The organism is Exiguobacterium sp. s183 (assembly GCF_018617655.1).
Taxonomy (GTDB): domain Bacteria; phylum Bacillota; class Bacilli; order Exiguobacteriales; family Exiguobacteriaceae; genus Exiguobacterium; species Exiguobacterium aestuarii_A.
In genome coordinates this window covers 134,438-156,796 of record NZ_JACSKN010000006.1, presented here as the reverse complement: position 1 = coordinate 156,796, position 22,359 = coordinate 134,438, and the positions used below count along the sequence as shown (strand labels likewise).

General features: G+C 50.2%; 25 protein-coding genes. 17 read left to right on the top strand and 8 right to left on the bottom strand.

The window, feature by feature from the left end:
- Nucleotides 1-9 precede the first annotated feature (9 nt).
- Entirely contained in the window at nucleotides 10-1,212 is a 1,203-nt protein-coding gene (locus tag KNP62_RS13725; protein ID WP_214785956.1) for an MFS transporter, read from the bottom strand.
- 264 nt (nucleotides 1,213-1,476) lie between these two features.
- On the opposite strand from KNP62_RS13725, the gene KNP62_RS13720 reads away from it, so the two are divergent.
- The 4 genes from KNP62_RS13720 to KNP62_RS13705 all read left to right on the top strand — a co-directional run bounded on the left by KNP62_RS13720 (nucleotide 1,477) and on the right by KNP62_RS13705 (nucleotide 4,481).
- Entirely contained in the window at nucleotides 1,477-1,803 is a 327-nt protein-coding gene (locus KNP62_RS13720; RefSeq protein WP_012727011.1) for a winged helix-turn-helix transcriptional regulator, read from the top strand.
- Between the two features lie 82 nt (nucleotides 1,804-1,885).
- Nucleotides 1,886-2,389, top strand: a complete 504-nt coding sequence (locus tag KNP62_RS13715; protein ID WP_214785954.1) for a cupin domain-containing protein — start codon at nucleotides 1,886-1,888, stop codon at nucleotides 2,387-2,389.
- A complete protein-coding gene (locus KNP62_RS13710) occupies nucleotides 2,386-3,279 on the top strand; it encodes an aldo/keto reductase (RefSeq protein WP_285800620.1) in 894 nt (297 codons plus the stop codon). The genes KNP62_RS13715 and KNP62_RS13710 overlap by 4 nt, the downstream gene beginning before the upstream one ends.
- Before the next feature lie 134 nt (nucleotides 3,280-3,413).
- The gene (locus KNP62_RS13705; protein WP_214785951.1) at nucleotides 3,414-4,481 is read left to right on the top strand and encodes a DUF389 domain-containing protein; all 1,068 of its coding nucleotides are present in this window, start codon (nucleotides 3,414-3,416) and stop codon (nucleotides 4,479-4,481) included.
- 31 nt (nucleotides 4,482-4,512) lie between these two features.
- On the opposite strand, the gene KNP62_RS13700 is transcribed toward KNP62_RS13705, so the two are convergent.
- Nucleotides 4,513-6,207 (bottom strand): M3 family oligoendopeptidase, encoded by a 1,695-nt coding sequence (locus KNP62_RS13700; RefSeq protein WP_214785949.1) that lies wholly within the window; start codon nucleotides 6,205-6,207, stop codon nucleotides 4,513-4,515.
- A gap of 208 nt (nucleotides 6,208-6,415) precedes the next feature.
- Here KNP62_RS13700 and KNP62_RS13695 point away from each other — a divergent pair, with 208 nt between their 5' ends.
- The gene (locus KNP62_RS13695; protein WP_012727005.1) at nucleotides 6,416-6,916 is read left to right on the top strand and encodes a PTS sugar transporter subunit IIA; all 501 of its coding nucleotides are present in this window, start codon (nucleotides 6,416-6,418) and stop codon (nucleotides 6,914-6,916) included.
- 90 nt (nucleotides 6,917-7,006) lie between these two features.
- The gene (locus KNP62_RS13690) at nucleotides 7,007-7,612 is read left to right on the top strand and encodes a helix-turn-helix domain-containing protein (protein ID WP_214785947.1); all 606 of its coding nucleotides are present in this window, start codon (nucleotides 7,007-7,009) and stop codon (nucleotides 7,610-7,612) included.
- 63 nt (nucleotides 7,613-7,675) lie between these two features.
- On the opposite strand, the gene KNP62_RS13685 is transcribed toward KNP62_RS13690, so the two are convergent.
- From KNP62_RS13685 to KNP62_RS13675, 3 genes are all read right to left on the bottom strand, one after another.
- Entirely contained in the window at nucleotides 7,676-8,101 is a 426-nt protein-coding gene (locus KNP62_RS13685) for a hypothetical protein (RefSeq protein ID WP_214693732.1), read from the bottom strand.
- A gap of 64 nt (nucleotides 8,102-8,165) precedes the next feature.
- Nucleotides 8,166-9,359 carry an ABC transporter permease gene (locus KNP62_RS13680; protein ID WP_214785945.1) on the bottom strand — a complete coding sequence of 398 codons (1,194 nt, stop codon included), beginning with the start codon at nucleotides 9,357-9,359 and terminating at the stop codon, nucleotides 8,166-8,168.
- Complete coding sequence (locus KNP62_RS13675; protein WP_214785943.1) at nucleotides 9,349-10,239, bottom strand: ABC transporter ATP-binding protein; 891 nt, start codon at nucleotides 10,237-10,239, stop codon at nucleotides 9,349-9,351. Before KNP62_RS13675 ends, KNP62_RS13680 begins: the two co-directional genes overlap by 11 nt.
- A gap of 116 nt (nucleotides 10,240-10,355) precedes the next feature.
- On the opposite strand from KNP62_RS13675, the gene KNP62_RS13670 reads away from it, so the two are divergent.
- Both KNP62_RS13670 and KNP62_RS13665 read left to right on the top strand, forming a co-directional pair.
- A complete protein-coding gene (locus KNP62_RS13670; protein WP_214785941.1) occupies nucleotides 10,356-11,300 on the top strand; it encodes a ring-cleaving dioxygenase in 945 nt (314 codons plus the stop codon).
- Entirely contained in the window at nucleotides 11,297-11,896 is a 600-nt protein-coding gene (locus tag KNP62_RS13665; protein ID WP_074033791.1) for an alpha/beta hydrolase, read from the top strand. The genes KNP62_RS13670 and KNP62_RS13665 overlap by 4 nt, the downstream gene beginning before the upstream one ends.
- 5 nt (nucleotides 11,897-11,901) lie before the next feature.
- Here the strand turns inward: KNP62_RS13665 and KNP62_RS13660 are convergent, their stop codons facing one another.
- On the bottom strand, nucleotides 11,902-12,390 hold the full coding sequence (locus KNP62_RS13660) for a hypothetical protein (protein WP_214693723.1): 489 nt from the start codon (nucleotides 12,388-12,390) through the stop codon (nucleotides 11,902-11,904).
- Nucleotides 12,391-12,720: 330 nt separating this feature from the next.
- Here KNP62_RS13660 and KNP62_RS13655 point away from each other — a divergent pair, with 330 nt between their 5' ends.
- The 5 genes from KNP62_RS13655 (at nucleotide 12,721) to KNP62_RS13635 (ending at nucleotide 16,854) form a co-directional block, all read left to right on the top strand.
- Nucleotides 12,721-13,776, top strand: coding sequence for an acyltransferase family protein (locus KNP62_RS13655; RefSeq protein ID WP_214785939.1), 1,056 nt, complete (start codon nucleotides 12,721-12,723; stop codon nucleotides 13,774-13,776).
- 74 nt (nucleotides 13,777-13,850) lie between these two features.
- Nucleotides 13,851-14,186: an Asp23/Gls24 family envelope stress response protein gene (locus KNP62_RS13650; RefSeq protein ID WP_074033784.1), complete on the top strand. Its 336-nt coding sequence runs from the start codon at nucleotides 13,851-13,853 to the stop codon at nucleotides 14,184-14,186.
- Nucleotides 14,187-14,386: 200 nt separating this feature from the next.
- A complete protein-coding gene (gene pgmB, locus KNP62_RS13645; protein ID WP_214785937.1) occupies nucleotides 14,387-15,052 on the top strand; it encodes a beta-phosphoglucomutase in 666 nt (221 codons plus the stop codon).
- Nucleotides 15,053-15,270: 218 nt separating this feature from the next.
- On the top strand, nucleotides 15,271-15,678 hold the full coding sequence (locus tag KNP62_RS13640; protein WP_214785935.1) for a Rok-like winged helix domain-containing protein: 408 nt from the start codon (nucleotides 15,271-15,273) through the stop codon (nucleotides 15,676-15,678).
- Between the two features lie 123 nt (nucleotides 15,679-15,801).
- Complete coding sequence (locus KNP62_RS13635) at nucleotides 15,802-16,854, top strand: glycosyltransferase family 4 protein (RefSeq protein ID WP_074033780.1); 1,053 nt, start codon at nucleotides 15,802-15,804, stop codon at nucleotides 16,852-16,854.
- A 40-nt stretch (nucleotides 16,855-16,894) separates the two neighbouring features.
- Here the strand turns inward: KNP62_RS13635 and KNP62_RS13630 are convergent, their stop codons facing one another.
- Both KNP62_RS13630 and KNP62_RS13625 read right to left on the bottom strand, forming a co-directional pair.
- Nucleotides 16,895-17,902, bottom strand: coding sequence for an LCP family protein (locus KNP62_RS13630; protein ID WP_214785933.1), 1,008 nt, complete (start codon nucleotides 17,900-17,902; stop codon nucleotides 16,895-16,897).
- 41 nt (nucleotides 17,903-17,943) lie between these two features.
- Nucleotides 17,944-18,585: a YigZ family protein gene (locus tag KNP62_RS13625; RefSeq protein ID WP_214745866.1), complete on the bottom strand. Its 642-nt coding sequence runs from the start codon at nucleotides 18,583-18,585 to the stop codon at nucleotides 17,944-17,946.
- A 180-nt stretch (nucleotides 18,586-18,765) separates the two neighbouring features.
- Between KNP62_RS13625 and KNP62_RS15755 the strand changes: the two genes are divergently transcribed.
- The 4 genes from KNP62_RS15755 (at nucleotide 18,766) to treR (ending at nucleotide 22,308) form a co-directional block, all read left to right on the top strand.
- On the top strand, nucleotides 18,766-19,890 hold the full coding sequence (locus KNP62_RS15755) for a sensor histidine kinase (RefSeq protein ID WP_214785931.1): 1,125 nt from the start codon (nucleotides 18,766-18,768) through the stop codon (nucleotides 19,888-19,890).
- A 22-nt stretch (nucleotides 19,891-19,912) separates the two neighbouring features.
- On the top strand, nucleotides 19,913-20,605 hold the full coding sequence (locus tag KNP62_RS13615) for a response regulator transcription factor (RefSeq protein ID WP_271305325.1): 693 nt from the start codon (nucleotides 19,913-19,915) through the stop codon (nucleotides 20,603-20,605).
- A gap of 95 nt (nucleotides 20,606-20,700) precedes the next feature.
- Nucleotides 20,701-21,549, top strand: a complete 849-nt coding sequence (locus KNP62_RS13610) for a DegV family protein (RefSeq protein WP_214785929.1) — start codon at nucleotides 20,701-20,703, stop codon at nucleotides 21,547-21,549.
- Between the two features lie 51 nt (nucleotides 21,550-21,600).
- Nucleotides 21,601-22,308: a trehalose operon repressor gene (treR, locus tag KNP62_RS13605; protein WP_214785927.1), complete on the top strand. Its 708-nt coding sequence runs from the start codon at nucleotides 21,601-21,603 to the stop codon at nucleotides 22,306-22,308.
- The last annotated feature ends 51 nt before the right edge of the window (nucleotides 22,309-22,359 follow it).

Here is a 22,359-nt window from a genome sequence, read left to right as displayed (position 1 = left end):
AGCTCCTCCTTAGTTTGCTTCCAAACGACGAGAGATGGCTGTCAAGATGACGGCGATGATGACCATGATCCCACCGACCCACGGTGTGTGGACGAGTCCGATTGAATCAGCGACGAGTCCGCCGATTGTCGCACCGAGGGCGATCCCGATGTTAAAGGCCGCGATGTTGAGTGCGGATGCGACATCGACAGCAGCTGGTACATATTTTTCAGCCAATTGTACGATATACAGTTGGAGTCCAGGCACGTTCATGAAGGCGAGAAGTCCCATCAAGACGATGGCAATGAGACCAGCCACTTTGAAAGGAATCATGAACGACATGATGATCATGACCGCTGCGTGAACGATGAACATATAGAACAATGCTTTCGCCGGGTTTTCGTTGGCGAGTTTTCCGCCGACCGCGTTCCCGATGGCGACTGCGATTCCGTAAACGAGTAAGACGACGCTGATTAAGCTCGGGCTAATTTTTGTCACGTCTTGCATGATGGGTGTCAAGTACGTAAACGCGACGAACGTTCCGCCGTAACCGAGTGCTGTGATCAAGAATCCGAGCATGAGACGACTATTCGTGAGCAGTTTCTTCATATCTGAGAACTTCGCCGGTGGTGACTGTTTCAAATCTTTCGGAATCAAAAAGAAGCTGGCGATGATTGAAACGACACCGAGTGCTGCGACGGCGAAGAATGTGGCGCGCCATCCGAACGCTTGACCGATGAAAGTACCGAGTGGGACACCTGTGACGGTCGCGACAGTTAAACCTGTGAACATGAGTGCGATGGCACTCGCTTTTTTATGCGGTGGTACGAGTTGTACGGCAATTGTGGCTCCGATTGAGAAGAAGACACCATGTGAGAACGCGGTGATAAATCGGGCGACAATCAAAAGTTCAAAGCTGGTCGACATGGCAGAGACCAAGTTTCCGCCGATAAAGACGACCATCAGTGCCATGAGTAACGTCTTGCGGTTCATCCGGTTCGTCAGTGCCGTTAAAATCGGTGCACCGACGGCGACACCAATGGCATATCCCGAAATAATGAGACCTGCTAGTGTGATCCCGATGTTTAAGTCACTTGCGATGGATGCGAGCAGTCCGACAGGGACGAACTCGGTCGTCCCGATGCCGAAAGCGCTAATGGCGAGGGCGAGTAACGCCAATCCTCCATTTTTAGGTGCCTGTTCTTCAACAGGTTGTGAAATAGGTTGATTCATGAGTAGTTCCTCCTAGTTGATGAAAAATGGTGTGGAAGACGAGGGCCCTTCGTCTCCGGATAGCAAAGACATCTCACTTTCCTCTATTTGTTCAGTACGGTCGAAAAAGTACCTTACCGTCTCAAGAGGGTGCTACGAGCGAAATGAACTTGTATTGATTTGCTATAGTCGTTATCATAAGGGCATGAAAACAGTTTGAGAAGTACGTACTTTTAAGTGCGGTAGGCACCAAAAAGTGCCTATGGGAGAAATGGAGGAAATGATATGCCATATAATATTCCGGTCGAAGCGACACTTGACGTCATCGGCGGTAAATGGAAAGTCGTCATCATGTGTCACTTGATCAAAGGAGAGCGTCGGACGAGTGAGCTGCGTAAACTCATGCCGAACATCACCCAGAAGATGCTCACCCAACAATTGCGTGAGCTTGAAGCGGACGGGGTCGTCGTGCGTACGGTGTACGAACAAGTTCCACCGAAAGTCATCTACTCACTCTCAGAGTATGGATGGTCACTTAAACCGATTTTAGACGCCATGTGCGCCTGGGGCGAGTGCCATATCGACCAGTCTGGAGAAGAGGTCATTTCATAACAATCACGGTCGTCCATAGAGGGCGACCGTTTTCTGTGTGGGGAAGTCGGGTACAGGGACAGAGACAAGGAGGGTTTTTAGAATGGACTTGAAAACTTTTTTGTTTACAGATGACGGCTCTATCCCGAATCATCCCGATTATCCGGCGCTTCTCTATCGTGGTGTCTTTGATGACCCGAGCGGGATGCAGGAAACGTTCGCTCATAATGAATGGACGAACAGTTGGGTGAACGGGGTGTTCGATTATCATCACTATCACAGCAACACGCATGAAGTGTTGGGCGTATTAAACGGCGAGGCGACCCTTCAACTCGGAGGAACGAACGGTGATCTCGTACGCGTCAGTGCAGGTGATGTCCTCGTCTTGCCGGCGGGAACAGGACATCGGCGCATCGAGGCGAGCAGAGACTTTCAAGTCGTCGGGGCATACCCGGACGGTCGTGACTATGACACGTTGACCGGGAAGACGGAAGAGCGACCGGACAATATAAAGCGAATCGAACAAGTCGAGAAACCGACATACGACCCTGTCTTCGGGACGACGGGACCGTTACATGAAGCATGGACAAAGGAGGAAACGTTATGAATCAACGACTACCACATTCTTTATTACTCGCGGCATTGAAACAAAATGTCGTCGAATTGAAAGACGGACGGGAGATGCGTGCTCTTGGGCAAGGGACGTGGCGTATGGGGGAAGAGAAGTCGAAGCATGACGCTGAGGTAGAAGCACTTCAGACAGGACTCGACTGTGGACTTCATGTCATCGATACAGCCGAGATGTACGGGGAAGGGGAGTCGGAAAAGTTGGTCGGCGAAGCCATTCGAGACCGACGCGAAGACGTCTTCCTTGTCTCGAAGGTATATCCATACAATGCGTACGGCGACAAACTCGTCAAAGCATGCGACGCGTCACTCGAACGACTCGGGACAGACTATCTCGACCTTTACTTGCTTCACTGGCGAGGGGATGCCCCGCTCGAGGAGACGATTCAAGGGATGGAGCAGCTAAAGGCAGACGGTAAGATTCGGGCATGGGGTGTCTCGAACTTCGATGTCGAGGATATGAAAGAACTTCTCGCATTACCGAACGGAGACAACTGCGCGGTCAACCAGGTGCTCTATCATCTTGGCAGTCGAGGGATCGAGTATGACCTGCTTCCATATCTAAAAGAACAAGGGATTCCGGTCATGGCGTACGCACCGCTCGCTGAAGGAAGTGACGTGAAAAAAGACGTGTTCGAAAACGAGACGGTCAATCGAATCGCAGAGGCGTATAGCGCCTCGGTCGCCCAAGTTTTACTCGCCTGGACGATTCGCAGTGGACACGTCATCGCGATTCCGAAAGCGGGACAGGCCGAGCACGTCGAGGAGAATGCGGCAGCCCTCTTGCTCGATTTGAATGAGGAAGACTTCGAGGCGCTCGATGAAGCATTCCCACCACCGACGACGAAACAACCGCTAGATGTCATTTAATGATGTGAACTGGACCGATCAAAGGTCCAGTTTTTCTTTTGCTGAAATCGATTGTCGCTTTCGTGTTGCGGGTAAATAAAGAAAGGACTTGCTTGTGTAGGGGAGACTGATCCGACAAGGGAGCTGAAGACCAAATGGAACAGACGTATACCGCCGAAGAATTCAAAGACAAGATGTACACGAATTTAAAGGTACGACCAAGTGATTCCGTCATTTTGATGTGTTCCATCTTTATCGCATCCATTGGACTCAATATGAACTCCATTCCCATTATTATCGGGGCGATGTTAATCTCGCCACTCATGACACCAATCTTGAGTATCGGTCTAGCTTTGTCACTTTATGACATGAAGTTATTGCGGGCAGGTGTTCGTTTACTGCTCGTCCAAGTTGCGGTCAGTCTCACCGTCGCGACCATCTATTTCGCCATCTCCCCAGTCACCTATGCGAGTAATGAAATCATCGCACGGACCGAACCGACGATTTGGGATGTCATCATCGCCTTCGCCGGGGGAACCGCCGGGATTATCGGGGCGCAAAAGAAAATGAGTAACAACATCGTTCCAGGTGTCGCCATCGCGACCGCCTTGATGCCACCGCTCTGTACGGTCGGCTATTCGATTGCAACACGCAATCTCGACTACTTGATTGGGTCGAGCTACCTGTTCGTCATCAACTGTGCGTTCATTGCCATCGCCACGTTCATCGGGGTCAAGTTTATGGGCATCTCTCAAGTGTTGACGAAACAAGATGCGAACCATAAAAAAATCAATCGACTTCTCATCGGTTTATCTGTCCTCATCGTCGTTCCGAGTATCTTTTCGGCCGCAACGCTCGTTCAAGACAGCATCGTCCGGACGGGGATCAACAATTTCATCGAAGAAGAATTTTCAGACGCCATCATTATTAGTCAGGACTATCAGGAAGATGATGATTTGCTTCTCGTGACGACGACAGGGAAACGGTTGACCGAAGAGGAGCTTGCCGACATCGAATCACGGTTGCCTGACTATGGGCTTCGCACTATTGAACTCTCGGTGACACAGGTTCCGGACTTGAACGGATTGTCCGGGGAGAAGGTAGCTGAACTACTTCAAAAATATTTGGAAAGTCGCCTCCAACAGTTCAACCTGTTCGACAGCCGTCAAATTGATTTAGAGGACTTGCCGTTCGAACTGCAGAACGAAATCAATCCAAACTAAAAGACCATCGATTCTTCGATGGTCTTTCTTGTTAGTTCGCGAGCGGGTGTTTCAAGAGATAGTCTTCGATTTGATCAATCGTTTCTTTCAACACGCCGTCTGCGAATGGCGATTTGAGACCAGCCAGTTCAACGAGTTCGAGGAACGAGCGGCTTCCGCCTGCCTGACAGAGTGTGAGGTAATCGTTCCATGCCGCTTCGCGGTCTTCATGCATGCGTACCCAGAACTGGAACGCACACACTTGCGCGAGCGTGTAGTCGATATAATAGAACGGACTTTGGAAGATATGCCCTTGTTGGTGCCACCATGCACCTGATTCGAGATAGTCGTTCGTCTCGTAGTCACGATGCGGAAGGTACACCTTCTCCAAGTCGCGCCATGCTTGACGACGGTCGGCAGCTGTCATGTCCGGGTTGCGGTAGACGACGTGTTGGAACTCATCGACGAGCACACCGTACGGAAGGAACGTCATGCTACCAGCCAAGTGGTTGAACTTGTACTTGTCGACTTGGTCGCCGAAGAAGAGTTCCATCCATGGCCAACAGAAGAACTCCATCGACATCGAATGAATTTCGCACGCCTCATATGTCGGGAAAGCGTATTCCGGAGTCGTCAAATGGCGGCTCTCGTACACTTGGAAGGCATGACCGACTTCGTGTGTGAGGACGTCGATGTCTCCAGCTGTCCCATTGAAGTTCGAGAAGATGAACGGGAGACCTTCAGACGGCAAGTACGTGCAATATCCGCCGCCAGCTTTACCTGGTTTCGCCGTCAAATCGAGGGCGCCGCGTTCTTGCATGTATTGGAAGAACTCGTCTGTCTCGTTCGAGAGTTCCTGATACATCTTGTTGCCGCCTTCGATGATGAACGACTCATCCCCTTGAGGTGTCGCGTTACCGTCCGGGAAAACGAATGACTCGTCGTAATAGTAAAGATGATCGACACCGATGCGTTTCGCCTGCTTCTCTTTTAACGCAGAAGCGAGCGGGACGATAACGTCGCGGACTTGTTTGCGGAAGTTGTCGACCATCGACTCGTCATATCCGACGCGTTGCATGCGTGCATAACCGAGTTCAACGAATGATGGGAAGCCGAGCGCGTGTGCGATCTCTGTCCGAACCCGTACGAGTTCTCCGTAAATCCGGTCGAGCTCGTCACCGTTGTCAGAAAGGTATGTATAGCGGGCAACGGATGCGGCTTTACGGACATCACGGTCAGGTGACTGAAGGTATGGACCGAACTGTGACAAGTTGAGTGTCTTGCCGTCAAATTCAATCTGTGCCGCTGACATGACCTTTTGGTATGCCGTCGCAAGGCGGTTCTCTTCCTGCAATTTCGGGATGAGCGACTCCTCGAATGTCTCGAGTGCACGCTCGGCGAGAGAAAACAACTGGCTACCCCATTCCGCTTCGAGTTCAGAACGAAGCTCGTGGTTCGTCAAGACGCGGTAGTATGCTTGAATCTCTTTCTCATAAACCGGTAGTGCATCGTCGAAGAAAGATTGTTCTTCTTCATAAAAAGCGTCGCGTGTGTCGACCGAGTGTCGGATCGCGACGAGTTGACTTTGTGTCTCAAAGTCGTTCCGTTCCTTGTTGATTTGACGAATGAGTTCATTCGCTTCCTCTAGTGTGCTCGCTTGCTGTAATTCGGCAGAATAGTCCGACAATCTGCTGTTCAAAGCGTCCAAGTCGGGCCGTTCATATGACAATTTTGTGAAAGTCGTCATTGTAAGCGCCTCCATCGTGTGAAATTTTTATAAAGTGTAAAAAGGGCTTGCAAAAGCGATTGCACACTCGTATTCTTACGATGTGTAAAACGATTTCGCACTACCTTATATCTACTATACCGTTAATAAGGTAGGGATTGAAGTTTTAGCTTTTCGGGTATAAAAGTGAAGACTTCGATTCAATAGAACATGTTGGAGGGATTAAGCTATGGGATTCTTTAAAAAACTATTTGGTGGTAAAGAAGAACAACTCAACGCGGTTTCACCGCTTACAGGAAAGGTCGTCGACATCACGAACGTACCGGACCAAGTATTCTCACAAAAAATGATGGGTGACGGAATTGCGATCGAGCCGACTGAAGGCAAAGTCGTTTCACCAGTTAGCGGAACAATCGCAACGGTATTCCCGACGAAACACGCGATCGGCATCAACGCTGACAACGGTGCAGAGTACTTGATCCACATCGGTTTGGATACGGTAAACCTTAAAGGTGAAGGCTTCGAGACACACGTCACAGAAGGTCAGTCTGTCAAAGCAGGCGACCCGCTCGTCACGTTCGACCTCGACTTCATCAAAGCGAACGCTCCATCTACAATCACTCCGATCATCATCACGAACCATGACAGCTTCGGCGTGAACAAACTTGTCGCTGAAGGCGACACGGTGACAGCTGGATCTTCAGAAGTCGTCGAATTGACGAAGAAATAAGAGAACGATTCATGACTCGGGAGCCTACGCTTCCGAGTATTTTTTTGTGAATTCGGGAATTATAATGAAGAGAGGGAAGGGGGAAATGAGATGGATGGTAAAAATGCACCATACCGGGGATACGGGGACCGGATTCGAATCTTGCGAGAGCGGGCTGGATTATCGATTGAGACGCTTGCGGAACAAATCGGCGTCGCCCCGTATTTTATTCGACGTACGGAACTGAGTGAGGTCTATCCGACGATGCCTTACATAGAGGCGCTCGCAGAAGCTCTGCGCATCGATTCCAATTATTTGGCGCGTCACATTTGGACGGGAGAGTCGCTCAAAGTGTTGATGCGAGGGAAAGTACCCGAAATCGAACAGATGAAGCTCGCCTATGAGGAGGCGATGCACGGAAAGTCCGTCGAGGAGATGCAGCGACAACTCGAGGAGCGGATGCGCATCTTCGACCTGATGCACGAAGAAGAATTACAACGAATCTTTGAAGAGGACGAAGAGCCGACGTCGCACCATGCGCTCGAAGCACTCGTCGACGCCGTCCTTGACCTCGGACGCTCCCATGATTCAAATCCAAATCGTCACATCGTCCCGTTCGCTCGTTACGTGGAACGACTCGTCCCCGATCAGTTCGCGGACAACTCGTTCCAGTATGCAGAGTACAGCGTCGTGGACAAATCATATAAATTACAATGAGTGAGACAGGTATGAATCTAAAAAAATGACCAGGAGAATGATTCTCCTGGTCATTTTCATTGATCAGCGCATCGGACGCGCTTCGTAGCGTACTTTCGGACGTGTGCCGGCAAGTAAAAAGCCGAGCACGATATTCAAGATTGTGAGCACCCATCCGACATACCCGAACGTGTAAGCGAGACTCGCTAGCACCGTTTGCCAGTCGAGCAGAGCTGCTGCGTCGCCGCGGAATGTGAAGCGGATGACGGTGAAGCCAATGAGTGTCGTTGCAGTAATCATGATGCCGATCCATGCGCCACCGAAGCGAGACGTTTGTGGACGTCTGCTGACCGGATACCAAAACGCGAGCGTTCCGATAAATGTACTACCTGCATACGCAAGCAGGATTTGCCATAACGCATCCGCGTCTAAGAAGACGGTATAACAGATGAACGTCGTGAGCGTCGTCATAAACGTAAAGATTAAGGCCGCGAGTAATCGTGATCGCATAGTTCGTTTTCCTCCTCATTTTGCACATTCTTTAGAGTAAACGAAAACGAATTTGCTGTAAACGTTATTGGCGGTTTTGTAATATTTGTCGCCATTGTTTAATGGCGTTCGTTCCATAGAATAAGACACCGCCACGGTAGAATTTCGAGCCAATCCAAAGCGTCACGCCAATCGTTCCGATGAGTAAGCCGATTGAGAGGGCGACTTCCCACACGGCCACATCGACGAGCATGACCCGAAGGAACATGAGCATCGGGGCAAAGAAGGGAACGAACGAGAGAACTGTCACGATGGTCGCGTCTGGATTGTTCAAGCCGAACATCGCCACTAAGAATGCTGCGACGAGAAGCATGATGACCGGCATGACCATCTGTTGGGATTCTTCGACGCGGCTGACGAGTGAGCCGAGGACGGCGAAGAGTGATGCGTACAACAAGTAGCCGAGTAGGAAGAAGACGAGTAAGTAGATGACAGCTCGCGCATTCCCGGCGTTTTCGATGACGGTCGTCGCTAACTCACTGCCGCTCGCGCTGACATAACCAAACCCGAGGAAGATTCCAATCTGGATGAGGGCGAGCGTTCCGATGGCGGACACCTTGGCGAGCATGTGCGTCACCGGATGCGTCGTCGAGATGATCAGTTCCATGACACGCGACGACTTCTCGGTCGTCACTTCTGTCGAAATCATCGATCCGTACGTAATGATCGAGATGTAAAGGAGCATCAACATGACATAGACGAGTGCCGAAGACGAAAGCAGCTCATCCGAGTTCTCGCCTCCGCGCCCGAGATACGACTCATCGAGCTGGATTGGTTCACTGAGAGCCGTGATGACGGCCGGGTCGACATCGGCTGATTCAATTAATTCCGCATTACGCAATTGCTGAAGCGACGTTTGCAAGATGGTCGTGAATTCCTGCTCTGGTCGTTCCGAGATGACACGGGCGTCGTAACCGTCGACAAAAGCAACGACTCCGTATTCGCCGTCATTGATTCCGGCGCGTGCCTCCTCTTCGGTGATGTCACTCGTGGCAACGTCTTCATAGCCGAGCGACTGAATCGTATCGACGAGCGCTGTGTTTTCCGTTATGACGAGGGCGCTCGCTTGTTCTGAATCCTCGAACGAGGACATGATGCGGTCGATGTTCGTGAATCCGAAGATGAATAGAATCGTCAACGCCGTCGAGATGACGAACGCTTTCGAACGGATCCTCGATTTGAGGGTGAATGCATAGAGCGGTCCAAAGTTATGAAACATGCTGTCCGACCTCCTTGATAAAGATGTCATTGAGCGATACCGGTTGGCGCATGAACGTCTTCACGTTCGCCTGATGGCGAACGAGTGTCGATAGGACGACGTCGCTATCATCAAATGAATGTAGACGTACTAAATGACCGGACTTATACGGTTCGATCGTCTCGATGATCGGAAGTGATTCGAGCACTTGAATCTGGTCCGTCTCGATGAAGAGGGCCGGCTCGGCGTAACGCGACTTGATAGACGGCACGTCACCACTGACGACGGCACGTCCACCTTTTAAGATCCCGACATGTTGACAGAGCTCTTCGACATGTTCCATTCGGTGACTCGAGAAGACGATGGTCGTTCCAGCGTCACGCAAAGCGAGCACCTCGCGTTTCAGAATCTCGACGTTGACCGGGTCGAGTCCACTGAACGGCTCATCTAAGATGACGAGCTCGGGGTTGTGGAGCAGGGCGGCAACGAGTTGAATCTTCTGCTGATTCCCTTTTGACAGTTGTTCGACGCGCATCGTCTCATACTGGGGAATCTCTAACCGTTCGAGCCAAGATTTGACCGCACGTTTGGCATCGCTTGAACGCATGCCTTTCAAACTGGCTAAAAAGACGAGTTGTTCGCGCACTTGTGACTTCGGGTACAGTCCTCGTTCCTCGGGTAAGTATCCGACAATCCGATGGTCGACCGCTTTGTCGTTCCACGTGATGCTTCCATCGGTCGGTTTCAAAATGTCGAGGATCATTCGGAACGTCGTCGTCTTGCCGGCACCGTTCGCTCCGAGAAGACCAAACATCTCTCCTTGTGGCACGCGGAACGTGAGATCGTCGACAGCGGTGAAGTCACCGAATTCTTTGGTGACTCGTTCAATCTGTAATGCCATGTTCTTATACCTCCTTAGAATGTCTCTCTTCTTATCGTACGCCACCGTGAGCAAAAAGTTTCACTTTTTCTGGCAAATGATTTATCTTGAAATCAAGATAATAAAGGAGGATGACAATGAACACGCAGTCTACAGGCATTCATCATATTTCATCGATGGTACAAGACCCACAACGTACGCTTGATTTTTATGGACAAGTACTCGGTCTTCGCTTTGTGAAGCAGACCGTCAATTTTGATGACCCGGGTACGTATCATCTCTATTTCGGGGATGAGGTCGGCACACCGGGAACCGTCATCACCTTCTTCCCGATCCCTGGGTTAGGGAAAGGACAGGTCGGGAGCGGTCAAGTCGGCGTGACGACGTATCTCGTGCCGGCAGGAAGTTTACCGTTCTGGGAAGAAAGATTACAACAGCATGGAATTGCGACCGTCGCTACGGAACGGTTCGAGGAACCGTCACTTCTGTTTGAAGACCCGGACGGACTCGTCGTCGAACTCGTCGCGCGGTTGACGACGAAACAGACGCGCTGGGTAATCCAAGGCGTCACGAAGAAGGAGGCGATCGTCGGATTCGCGGGTGCGACATTATTATCAAAAGAACCAAATGAGACCGTACGTTTGTTGACGGAACTGTTTGGATTTGAACGAGTCGGAGAAGACGAGGAATGGATACGTCTGAAAGGGACGGCTGACTATGGGAACGTCATCGACGTCAAAAAGACGATTCTTCCGAACGGTGTGCCTGGAACGGGGACGGTCCACCACATCGCTTGGCGGGTCTCAGACGGTGAACACTATCAGACTTGGCAAGACGCCATCTTTGACCTTGGGCTTAGACCGACCGAAGTGAAGGAACGAAACTATTTCCGTTCGGTCTATTTCCATGATGCCGGACGGATCTTACACGAACTCGCGACAGACGTACCTGGGTTCACCGTGGACGAATCCATCGACACGCTCGGTGAGACGTTACGCCTACCACCATGGCTTGAAGCGGACCGTGACAAGATTGTCCGCACGCTACCAACGATTACAATCCCGAAAGGAGAACGGATATGATTCATCAATTCATTCAAGGAACGAAAGAGACGACGCTCGTCTTATTGCACGGAACAGGGGGGAGCGAGCAAGACTTGATCCCGCTCGCAAAAGAGTTATCACCGGAATCGAACGTCCTGACGCTACGAGGGGATGTCCTTGAGAATGGGATGACCCGCTTCTTCCGTCGTCACGCGGAAGGCGTGCTCGACCTCGAAGATTTAAAGAAACAGACGGAGCGCTTCCTTCAGTTTTTAGATGATGCGGCAGCGGAATATGACATCAAACGCGACAAGATGATCCCAATCGGATATTCGAACGGGGCGAACTTGATTGGTTCGGCACTATACCGTCAACCAGCATTCGCCGCTTCACTCTTGTTCCATCCGATGGTCCCGGACCGTTCGCTCACATTGCCTGACTTGTCAGGTACGAACGTATTCATCTCGGCAGGAGAGCGCGACCCGATTTGTCCGAAAGCAGAAACAGAAGAGCTGACATCGACACTCCGCAATGCCGGAGCAGACGTCGAGCTCTTCTATCATACGGGTGGGCATGAAGTGCGCATGGAAGAAGTTGAGGCGGCACGGACATGGATCGCCGCTCACCTCGACTAATTCGTTCAAGCCATTTTTTTCGGTTTGTTCGGACGAGAATAGACGACGAGGACACCTCGGTCAATCAAATAGGCGGCGAATAAACGTTTCGCTTCCTCAGCATGCACGGTTCGGTCGATTTGGATATACAATCGGCCGAGCTTTTTTTGTGAGGTTCGCGTGAGCAACCAAATCGAGTCGAGCGTATACTGCCAGCTCTGAAGCGTGTCGCCACCGATGTATAAGTATCGGTTTTGGGTGCGCTCGAGCAGATAGTTGAGCCACCAGACGTCACGGACCAATTTGGCGCAGACACCGAGCGCGAATGTGAGACCGAGGAAGGCCATACTAGACAACACAGGATGAATGGCAGAGAACCCGTTGCGGACCGACTCAAAGGCCACCATCAGAAGCCCGACGGAAAAACTGCTGATTAACCACCAGAATCCGAAGTTAGAGAATGAACGTTTCGGGTCGTGCACCATATGATGTCGATTCCGGATGATCGAAGCCATTCTCTCCACCTCCTTTTATTAGAATATTCTGAATATTTAGTAACACCACTATACTATACTGTACCCAATCCCGTCTATTTGAATACGCACACAACGTGCTGAATCGTGAGGATTTTTTGACGTTTCGGCTTGCAATACGCGAATTATGGGAATGATGACAGTGAAGACATGAAAATTTTGTTGAAACGTAATTTCACTTGGCGAGGGAATCGATTATGATAGGTGAGGGATTTTTCCATCTGACCTTCCATGCAGTCCGTGTGCGAATTGAACGTGAAAACATGAAGGTCAGCTTCATCGCAATCATCATAAAGAACTAGAGGGAATGTTATGAGAAATTATTGGTATGACAATATTAAGGGAGTACTCGTCTTGCTCGTCGTGTTCGGTCACCTGTTGACGGACGTCCGCGGCGTATACGACGATATTCTTCCGAAATGGGTGTATTTGTTCCTGTACACCTTCCATATGCCGTTATTTATTATGCTAAGCGGTTACTTCTATCGGGAGAACCGTTATTTACGTGTGATCCAATTGTTCGTCGTCTACGTCATCTGGCAAGTCATTCTCGGGTCATGGTTCGCTTTCACAGAAGGCATCCCGATTTTCTCGCTGGAGAATCCGGGACTGAATCTGTTGAAACCGTATTGGGCACTCTGGTATTTGATGGCGATTATCTTCTGGTACATCATTACCCCGTACGTGACGCAGCTGAAAGGGTATGTCCTATACGCGCTTCTATTTGCGCTCTTGTTCGGGTTCCAGGCTGAGGCGACCGGCTATTTCGCGTTACGAAAAGTGATCATGTTCTATCCGTTCTTCTTGATTGGGAACTGGATGTCCGAACGGAACACACTCAATTTCTTTGAATTGCCGAAACGGGCCGAACAACGGAACCGCTACCGGATTGGGGGAGCGATCGTCTTTGTCACCTTGACGATTGGCCTGTTGATTTCCATGCGCGTCCAACAGGCCGACGCGTTCTATCACATCGGAAACTTGTTCAAGTTCCGCTTCGCCTATGATACGGCGGTGCCGGAAGCAATGTGGAGTGGACCGTTCGCATTCTTGATCGTCTATACGGTGTCGCTCCTCATGTCGATCAGTTTCGCGCTCATCATTCCGGGACGAAAATTACCAGTCTTCTCGAGGGCTGGTCGATATAGCTTATATGTCTATCTCGTTCACGTATTCTTTGTCGTCGCCTGGAAGGCGTTCGTGCCGGCTGGATTCATGCCGACGTCCTGGATGCAATTGCTTGTCTTGTTTGGTGTCGCATTCGTGATGGTGCTTGTGATTATCAGTCCGCCGATGGTCCGTCTTTTACGTCCGCTCGTCGAGATTGACGTGAGGCGCGTACAAAATACAAAGGGTGTGAAAGGGTAAAGTCTTTTCTAAACGCTCCATTTCCGCTACACTTTATAAAGAGGAAACGAAACTAGAGTTAAGGAAGTGACCCTATGCCATACGAAAATGGAATGCACAGTACAGAAGGTGACGTGAACGTCTCACGTCACGTCGTAGAAATGATCGCCGCAGTCGCGGTCAAAGAAACGAAACACGTATCGTTCACGCAAGAAGACACGAAATTGTCAGAGCGTGCGCTCATGAAGCATGTGAAAGTCGATGAGTCAGAAGAAGGCATCACGATCAACTTGTCACTTTATATCGCATATGGGCAGTCAATCATCAAAACGGTGACGGCGGTTCAAGAGCGAATCACGCAAGATATGGATACGATGCTTGCGATGACACCACGTTCGGTGAACGTGAAAGTCGTAGGGATTCAACTGTAAAAGAGAGGGGAGAGCAGAGAGCTCTTCTCTTTTTTTGATTTTTGCGAAAACGGTTGCATCAAGATAACGTTTTCATTTATAATAGAAATCGAACAAGTGCAACCGTTTGCATCATTGACCAAACGTGCGACGGGTACTTGTCAAGTTCCCTAAATGTAGTCTGACGACACAAGCATTTGAAGGAAAGGCGGAAAGCATGTATGTCAACGATTGAAGCAGTGATTTTCGATTTGGACGGTGTCATCACTGACACGGCAGAGTACCATTACCTCGCTTGGAAGCAGCTCGGTGAAGAGCTCGGAATTCCATTTGACCGCGAATTCAACGAAACGCTCAAAGGGGTGAGTCGGACTGAATCGCTCGAGCGGATCCTTACGCTCGGCGGAAAACAGAACGATTTCACGCCGGAAGAGAAAGAAGAACTCGCCCAAAAGAAAAACGAGCATTACGTTGAACTCATTCAACATATCTCATCTGACGATCTTCTTCCTGGCATCGTTTCATTCCTTGATGAAATCAAAGAGGCGGGACTTAAAATCGGAATGGCGTCTGCTTCAAAGAACGCATTTGCGGTCGTTGACGCACTAGGTGTCCGTCATTACTTCGACCATATTGTCGATGCAGCAACTGTCGCCCAGTCAAAACCACACCCCGAAGTGTTTTTGAAAGCCGCTTCTGCCCTTGGCGTGAAACCCGAACTCGCCATCGGCGTTGAAGACGCGGCTGCCGGCGTAACTGCAATCAAAGCGGCAAACATGTTTGCTGTCGCCGTCGGGGAAGAATCGATGCTTGGTCATGCAGACCTCATCGTCGCTTCTACCGACGAACTTTCACTCGATCGCATCCTCGAATGCGCTCGCGTGTAATGGACTACAATCATCTTCCGTGAGACGGCGACTGCCCCGAACAGTCGCCGTCTTTTTATAGTCCAAAAGTCCCGAATAGACAATATTGCCCAAAAAGAGATGACAAGTACATTACAAATCCGTTACACTTTTATAGAAGATATCAAGGGATTATTAGGAATTACTGATTTAAAATAGGGAATTCCTAAAATTAATTGGATGTAGAAGGGGATTTGTGTATGGAATCTACGAATGTGAATGAACACATTTATCGAGAATTGATGGAAATCGAAGAATCGTACCGTCAATTGCAACGTCGTGCGGAATATTTGATTGCGGAACTGAGTCGAGACAAAGAGGACATAGACTCAACGGCTGATGCATCAAAACGCCTACGTCCACGTCGTGTAAATCAGCGTTATCCGCTCGAAGTATATGTTCATCAAGTGACGGATCTTTTGAAAGAGCGTCAGACGATGAGCGTACGTGATATCCAAATGGAACTCGAACTTCGTTACCGCCATCACATTAGCAACATTTACCAATTGATGGTGAAGATTGAAGGGGTCAACCCAGAGATCAAAAAGATTGGCCGCGGCCTCTATACATATGAACCAGCAGAAGAAGTAGCCGTGACATTTTCATAAGCTTGAGCCGATGGGGAACGCCCCATCGGCTTTTTGTTGTAAACGGACTGATAACAACTCATCGATTCAAAATATGATATAATTCGCCAGAGTCTATTTTTTTGAGAGAGGAACTGTCGGCCCATGCTATGGATTGCCATGTTGGTCAGTTTTGTAATGGCCATCTTGATTACACCGCTCGTTCGTCGATTCGCATTCTTTATCGGTGCAGTCGATCATCCGAACGCACGAAAAGTACATTTACGGACGATGCCACGAATCGGTGGTCTGGCGATCTTTATCGCCTTCTTCATCGGCTATGCGCTGCTGCTCCCGACGAGTCGTTATAATGACGCCATCTTGATCGGGGCCGTCGTGATTCTCCTGACCGGACTGATTGATGACCGTTTCCAGCTCTCTGCCCGTGTGAAGTTGATGGGGCAGATGATTGCGACGGTCGTCGTCTTGAACTCTGGGATGCGCATCGAGCTCGTCAATCTCCCGTTTGATCAGCAACTGTACCTCGGGTCATGGAGTATCCCGGTCACGGTTCTCTGGTTGATTGGAATCACGAACGCGATCAACTTGATTGACGGACTCGACGGGCTCGCCGCGGGTGTCTCGAGTATTGCCCTCGGAACGATTGCCGTCTTGGCAATCATTCAAGGGAACGTCTATTTGACGATGATGGCTTTATTGTTACTTGCGAGTACGCTCGGCTTTCTCGTCCACAACTTTTACCCGGCGAAGATTTTCATGGGGGACACAGGAGCGCTGTTTCTCGGCTATATGCTCGCCGTGTTCTCACTAATCGGTTTTAAAAACGTGACGTTGTTTTCTCTCGTCGTCCCGGTCCTCTTGCTCGGGTTGCCGATCTCGGATACGATTTTCGCGATCGTTCGTCGGCTCGTCCAAGGTCGACCGCCGATGTCACCGGACAAGTCGCATATGCACCACCAGTTGATCGACATGGGCTTCACGACGCGCCAAGCGGTCTTGCTCATGTATGGGATGACGCTATTCTTCGGCATCTCATCGATCTTGTTTGCGAAGACGACAATGCTCGGTGCTGTCATCACGTTCGTCGTGGTCCTGATCGTCATCGAATTGATTGTCGAATCGACAGAACTCATTCATCCGAACTATAAACCCATCATCCGAACGTCCCGGCGACTCCTCGGTCGACCAAGGACATAAACAAACGGCCGGTATCGCCTAGCGATATCGGCCGTTTTCTTTAGTAAATCGTCGTCTCGGTCATCGAGTCGTCTGTCTCATCGGTGGATGGTTCGTCCGCCGTGACGGGCATTCCAAGCTCCGTTTGGAGAAGGGCTTGCGCGTCCCGTAAGTCAGCGGGGTCGAGCTCATAATAATAGACACCGTTCAACGTCAAATCGGTTCCTTCAAGTGTTTCGCGATTGAACGACTTGAGCGATTTTGTATACGGTTGAAGCTGTGAGGCTTCCGACAAGGACATGTTCGTTCGAATGTTCTCGCCGACCGCGTTCATGATCCGGTTCAACTTGGTGAACGAGTTGATCGTCGTCGCCTCGTTGATGATGGCCTCGATGACTTGTTGCTGTCGACCGGCCCGACCGATGTCACCGGCAGGGTCTTGTTTTCGCATGCGGGCGTAGGCAAGTGCTTCTTTTCCGTTCAACACTTGAACGCCTGGTTCTAACTCGACGTTTCCGGTCGCTTTTCCGGAGATGGGGATAAGGACGTCAATCTCGACGCCTCCGACCGCATCGACGAGGTCTTCGATGCCATCAAAGTTGATGGTCGCATAGTAGTCGATGGGGATGTCGAGCAAGTTCTCGACGGTCGCGATCGTCGTATCGATGCCGCCGTAAGCATACGCATGATTGATTTTGTCTTTGAATGGTTCTCCTTCATCAAGGATGATGTCGACATACGAGTCGCGCGGGATGCTGACGAGTGTCACTTGACGTGATTCTTTGTTGAATGTCGCGACCATCAACGAATCACTTCGACCTTCTTCAAGCGAGGCGCCGCCATCGACCCCTGCTAACAGGACGGAGAAGTGGTCTTTCGTCAAATCGATTGTCTCGTCGCGACGCTCTGACTTGTCGCCACGATCCAACTCTTTGTTCGCGTTCTCGGCGGTCTCGTTCGCTTTGAAGACAAAATAGCCGAAAGCAGAACCGCCGATCAGCAAGACGACACCCAACACGATGAGGACGATTTTCCAAGGTGACTTTTTCTTGCGTGGGGGTGTTTCCATGTGGATTCCTCATTTCAGTTGTTTCTTTTAGTATAGGCGTTTCAGCGTTTGAAATCACGTTCGATGATGCGGATATCGTGGGTTTGTAGCGCACCTTGACCGTTCGTCATATCTGTCAGCCAATCGAGCGCTACAGTTGTCTCTTCCACGGGTACTGAAACGTGAAACGTGACGAGGTCGGCGTACGAGATATCGTCGAGCAAGTAGGTGGACTGACGCAATTCATTCTCGACTTTGCCGATCCAGGTGTAGTCGACGGTGAGCGTCAATTGCTGCATTTGCAAGCGTTCGACAATCCCAATCGCATCGAGTCCTTCGCTGACGGTCCCACCGTATGCCCGGATGAGTCCGCCTCCGCCTAATTTGATGCCTCCGAAATAACGTGTCACGACGACGACCGTGTCTTTGAGGTGACGTTTCCGCAACACCTCGAGCATCGGCATGCCCGCTGTACCACTCGGCTCCCCGTCATCGTTCGCTTTCTGGTGCTCGTTTCGTTCCCCAATGATGTAGGCAGAGCAGTTGTGGTTCGCGTTCCAATGCTCTTTTTTGATGCCTTGGATAAACGACTGCGCCTCTTCCTCGGTTTCGACACGTTTGAAGTGGGCGATAAATTTTGACTTTTGTATGACGACTTCGTATGTTCCACTTTGTTTTATAGTATAATTTGACTCAATAGACATTTCTGAAAATTCTCCTTTCTATTTTTAAATATTTTTTTTAGAATTCAAGTAGGCACACACGCTTCAATTGGCGAATGCAATTTATAGAAAATCTCTCATGTTCACTGTAAACCTGTTTTCAAGTGGACGATATATAAGGATAGATGAGGATTAACTACCGAACTATTAGGGGATGGCATCGTGAATCATATTACCGATCGGACAGCTTTAGAACATATCATAACAAATATGATTGATACGGTGACGGAAAGTAAAGAGGAGATTGTCCGTATAACCGAAAGTTCATCAACTGAATATTCTGCGATTCAAAACGAGTTGAAAGAATTGACGGATAAAATCGAGTTCTACATCGAGGAGTCCGATCGACTCGACCGACTCGTGAAAGCCGCGAAAGCCAAGCTCGTTCAAGTCAGCAAAAAGTTTCATATACATAGTGAGCAAGAAATTCGTGACGCCTATGAACGGGCGAATCAGATGCAACTGGAGCGGTTTCTCGTTCAAAAAGAAGAGATGGCGGCCCAGCAACGTCGTAACGATCTAGAACGACGTCTTCTTATTTTAGAGGACACGATCGAACGTGCCGAAAAGTTGATTGGTCGTGTCAGCGTCGTCTTGAACTTCTTACGGGACGACCTGCAACAAGAATATTCGGATATGATGAAAAAGCAGGAGATGGCCATCGGTGTATTCGAAGCGGCCGAGCGTGAACGACGTCACCTCGCTCGCGAGATGCACGACGGACCGGCGCAATCGCTTGCCCACATTTTGATTCGTGCCGACTTGATTGAAAAGACGTTTGATAAACGAGGGAAAGATGAAGCGTTTGCCGAATTACATGAATTGAAAAAGTTGATTCGTGGAGCACTCGTTGACGTACGTCGCCTGATTTACGATTTGCGTCCGATGTCGCTTGACGATTTAGGCTTTTTACCGACGCTCGAGCGCTATCTCCACCAAACGGAAGAGTATACAGCCATCAAGACGCGTCTCAACTATCGCGGGTCACGTGCCCGTCTGCCGGAGAAGTTAGAAATCAACGTGTTCCGTCTCGTGCAGGAAGCGGTACAAAATGCGATCAAGCATGCCAAGACGCCAGAAATCATCGTCAATGTCGAACAGGCGAGCGATGTGATTCACCTTCACATCCGCGACTATGGCATCGGTTTCGAACCGAGTTCGATTGGCGAAGAGTCGTTTGGGATCGTCGGGATGCGTGAGCGAATTGAGTTGGTGAACGGAAGTATCACCATTGACTCGGAAGTCGGCAAGGGGACGGTCGTCCGCATGTCGATTCCGATTCCGTGAGAGAACAAGGGGGAAGACATACATGGAAATGACACAGACACGCATTGCAATCGTGGATGATCACGAACTGTTCCGCGAAGGATTGAAGCGGATTTTTGATTTAGAAGATGAATTTACGGTCGTCGCAGAAGGACGGACGGGTCGCGAGGCGATTCGCATCGCCGGCGAACAAAAACCGGAGATTATGATCTTAGACATCAACATGCCGGACATGAACGGGATCGAGGCGACAAAGCAACTGTCGCTCCTGTCACCGGAGACACGCGTCCTCATCCTCTCGATCCACGATGATGAGTCGTATATCACGCATGCGCTCGAAGCGGGCGCGTCTGGTTTTCTCTTAAAAGAAGTGGCGTCGACCGAATTGATTTCGGCGGTCCGTGCCGTCGCTCGGGACGGGGCTTACCTACACCCGAAAGTGACGACGAACGTCTTGAAAGAATACCGTCGCCTTTTACAATTCAAAGGGGAACAAGCGGGTCGTGGCGTCGAGAGTCGCACGGATGACCCGGTGTATCAACTGTTATCACGTCGTGAGGTCGAGGTGCTGCACCTTCTCGCGGATGGTCGGTCGAACCGAGACATCAGTGACATGTTGTTCATCAGTGAAAAAACGGTTAAAAACCATGTGTCCTCTGTCCTCCGTAAGATGGATGTGAACGACCGGACGCAAGCGGTCGTCGATGCGATTCGCCGGGGATGGGTCGAGATTTGAGCGTCACCGATGCTTTACCTCGTTTTTGTGTTACAATATGGAATGGAATCCTAACATAATTGGAAAAATGAAACGACGTAAAGTGAGGATATAGTATGGGAAACATTGCGATTTTAACCGACAGTACCGCCTATCTGTCGGATGATTTTTTGGCACGACATGACGTCCATGTCGCTCCACTCAGTGTCATCTTCGATGGCGCGTCGTACCGCGAGTCGATCGATATGTCGACGGAGGCGTTCTATGAGCGAATCGAGGCAGGGAAACTGCCGACAACGTCACAACCGGTCATCGGTGAGACGGTCGAGTTGATTGAGAATTTGCCGGATAATGTGACGGACGTGATTGCCATCACACTCTCAAGTGGCATCAGCGGAACATACCAGTCGATGGTCGCGTTAAATGATATGGTCGACGTGACCGTTCATGCGTTTGACTCTGAGATTTCTTGTATGCCGCAAGCGTTCATGGTCGAAGAGGCGTTAAACCTCCGTGACAAAGGCGCCACGCCGGAAGAAATCATCGCCCGACTCGAGACGGTCCGTGATTCGATTCGCGCCTATTTCGTCGTCGATGATCTTGATCATCTACAACGTGGTGGACGATTGAGCGCCGCGCAAGCGCTCGTCGGCTCGTTCTTACAAATCAAGCCGGTCCTTCACTTCCAAGACAAGTTGATTGTCCCATTTGAGAAGATTCGTACGTATAAGAAGGCTGTACGTCGAATCGAAGAAATGATGGACGAGTCGATCGCAGGTGACGGTGAGGGATACTGTATCGGAATCATTCACGCCAACTGCCCGGAGCGTCAGGCGGAAGAAATCGCTTCGATGAAACAGAAGTTCCCGAAAGCACACATCTCGGGAAGCCATTTCGGTCCGGTCATCGGAACGCATCTCGGACCTGGTGCAATCGGCATCACTTGGTATCGTCGCGAATGGTAAACCACAAGACGACCGTTTTTGGTCGTCTTTTTCAATGGAGGAGGGAATGCGATGGCGAAATATCGCCAAATATTTGAGCGGTTGGCAGAAGAGATGCGGAACGGCACGAGACCTGCAGACTCGAAACTCCCGTCGGAGACGGAGCTGATGCATCAGTTCGAGGCAAGTCGGGGGACGGTCCGAAAGGCACTCGATCTCTTACAGGAAAACGGGTACGTCCGGAAGCACCACGGGAAAGGTGTCTTTGTGTTGAAGCGCGACCAGATCGAGTTTCAATTCAATGGAATCGTCAGTTTCTCAGAAGTGTACGCCAGCATGCTCGGTCGCTCCATCCAGACGCACGTTGCGGCGTTCGAAGAGATGGAGGCCCCATCTTGGCTCGTCGAACGGATGAACTTGAAACCGGGAACGCATGTGTTTCGCATCGAACGCGTCCGAAACTTTGACGGGGAGAACGTCATCCTCGATATCAACTATTTCGTCAAAGACCTCGTTCCTGGATTGACAGAAGAAATCGCTGCTCGTTCGATTTATGGCTATATCGAAGGAGAGCTCGGCTTACAGATCAGCTACGCCAAACGAAAGATTGCGGCGGAGGACGTGACCGAGCTCGACCGGATGCGTCTTGATTTGCATGACTATGAATATGTCATCGTCATCACGAACGATACGTTCTTATATGAAGGACAACAATTCGAATATACGGAATCGCGTCACCGCTTGGACAAGTTCCAGTTCAGTGACGTCGCCCGGCGCTAAAACCTCTTTCGAACAGGAAGAGGTTTTTTGTTTACGTGAACTCGATTAAGG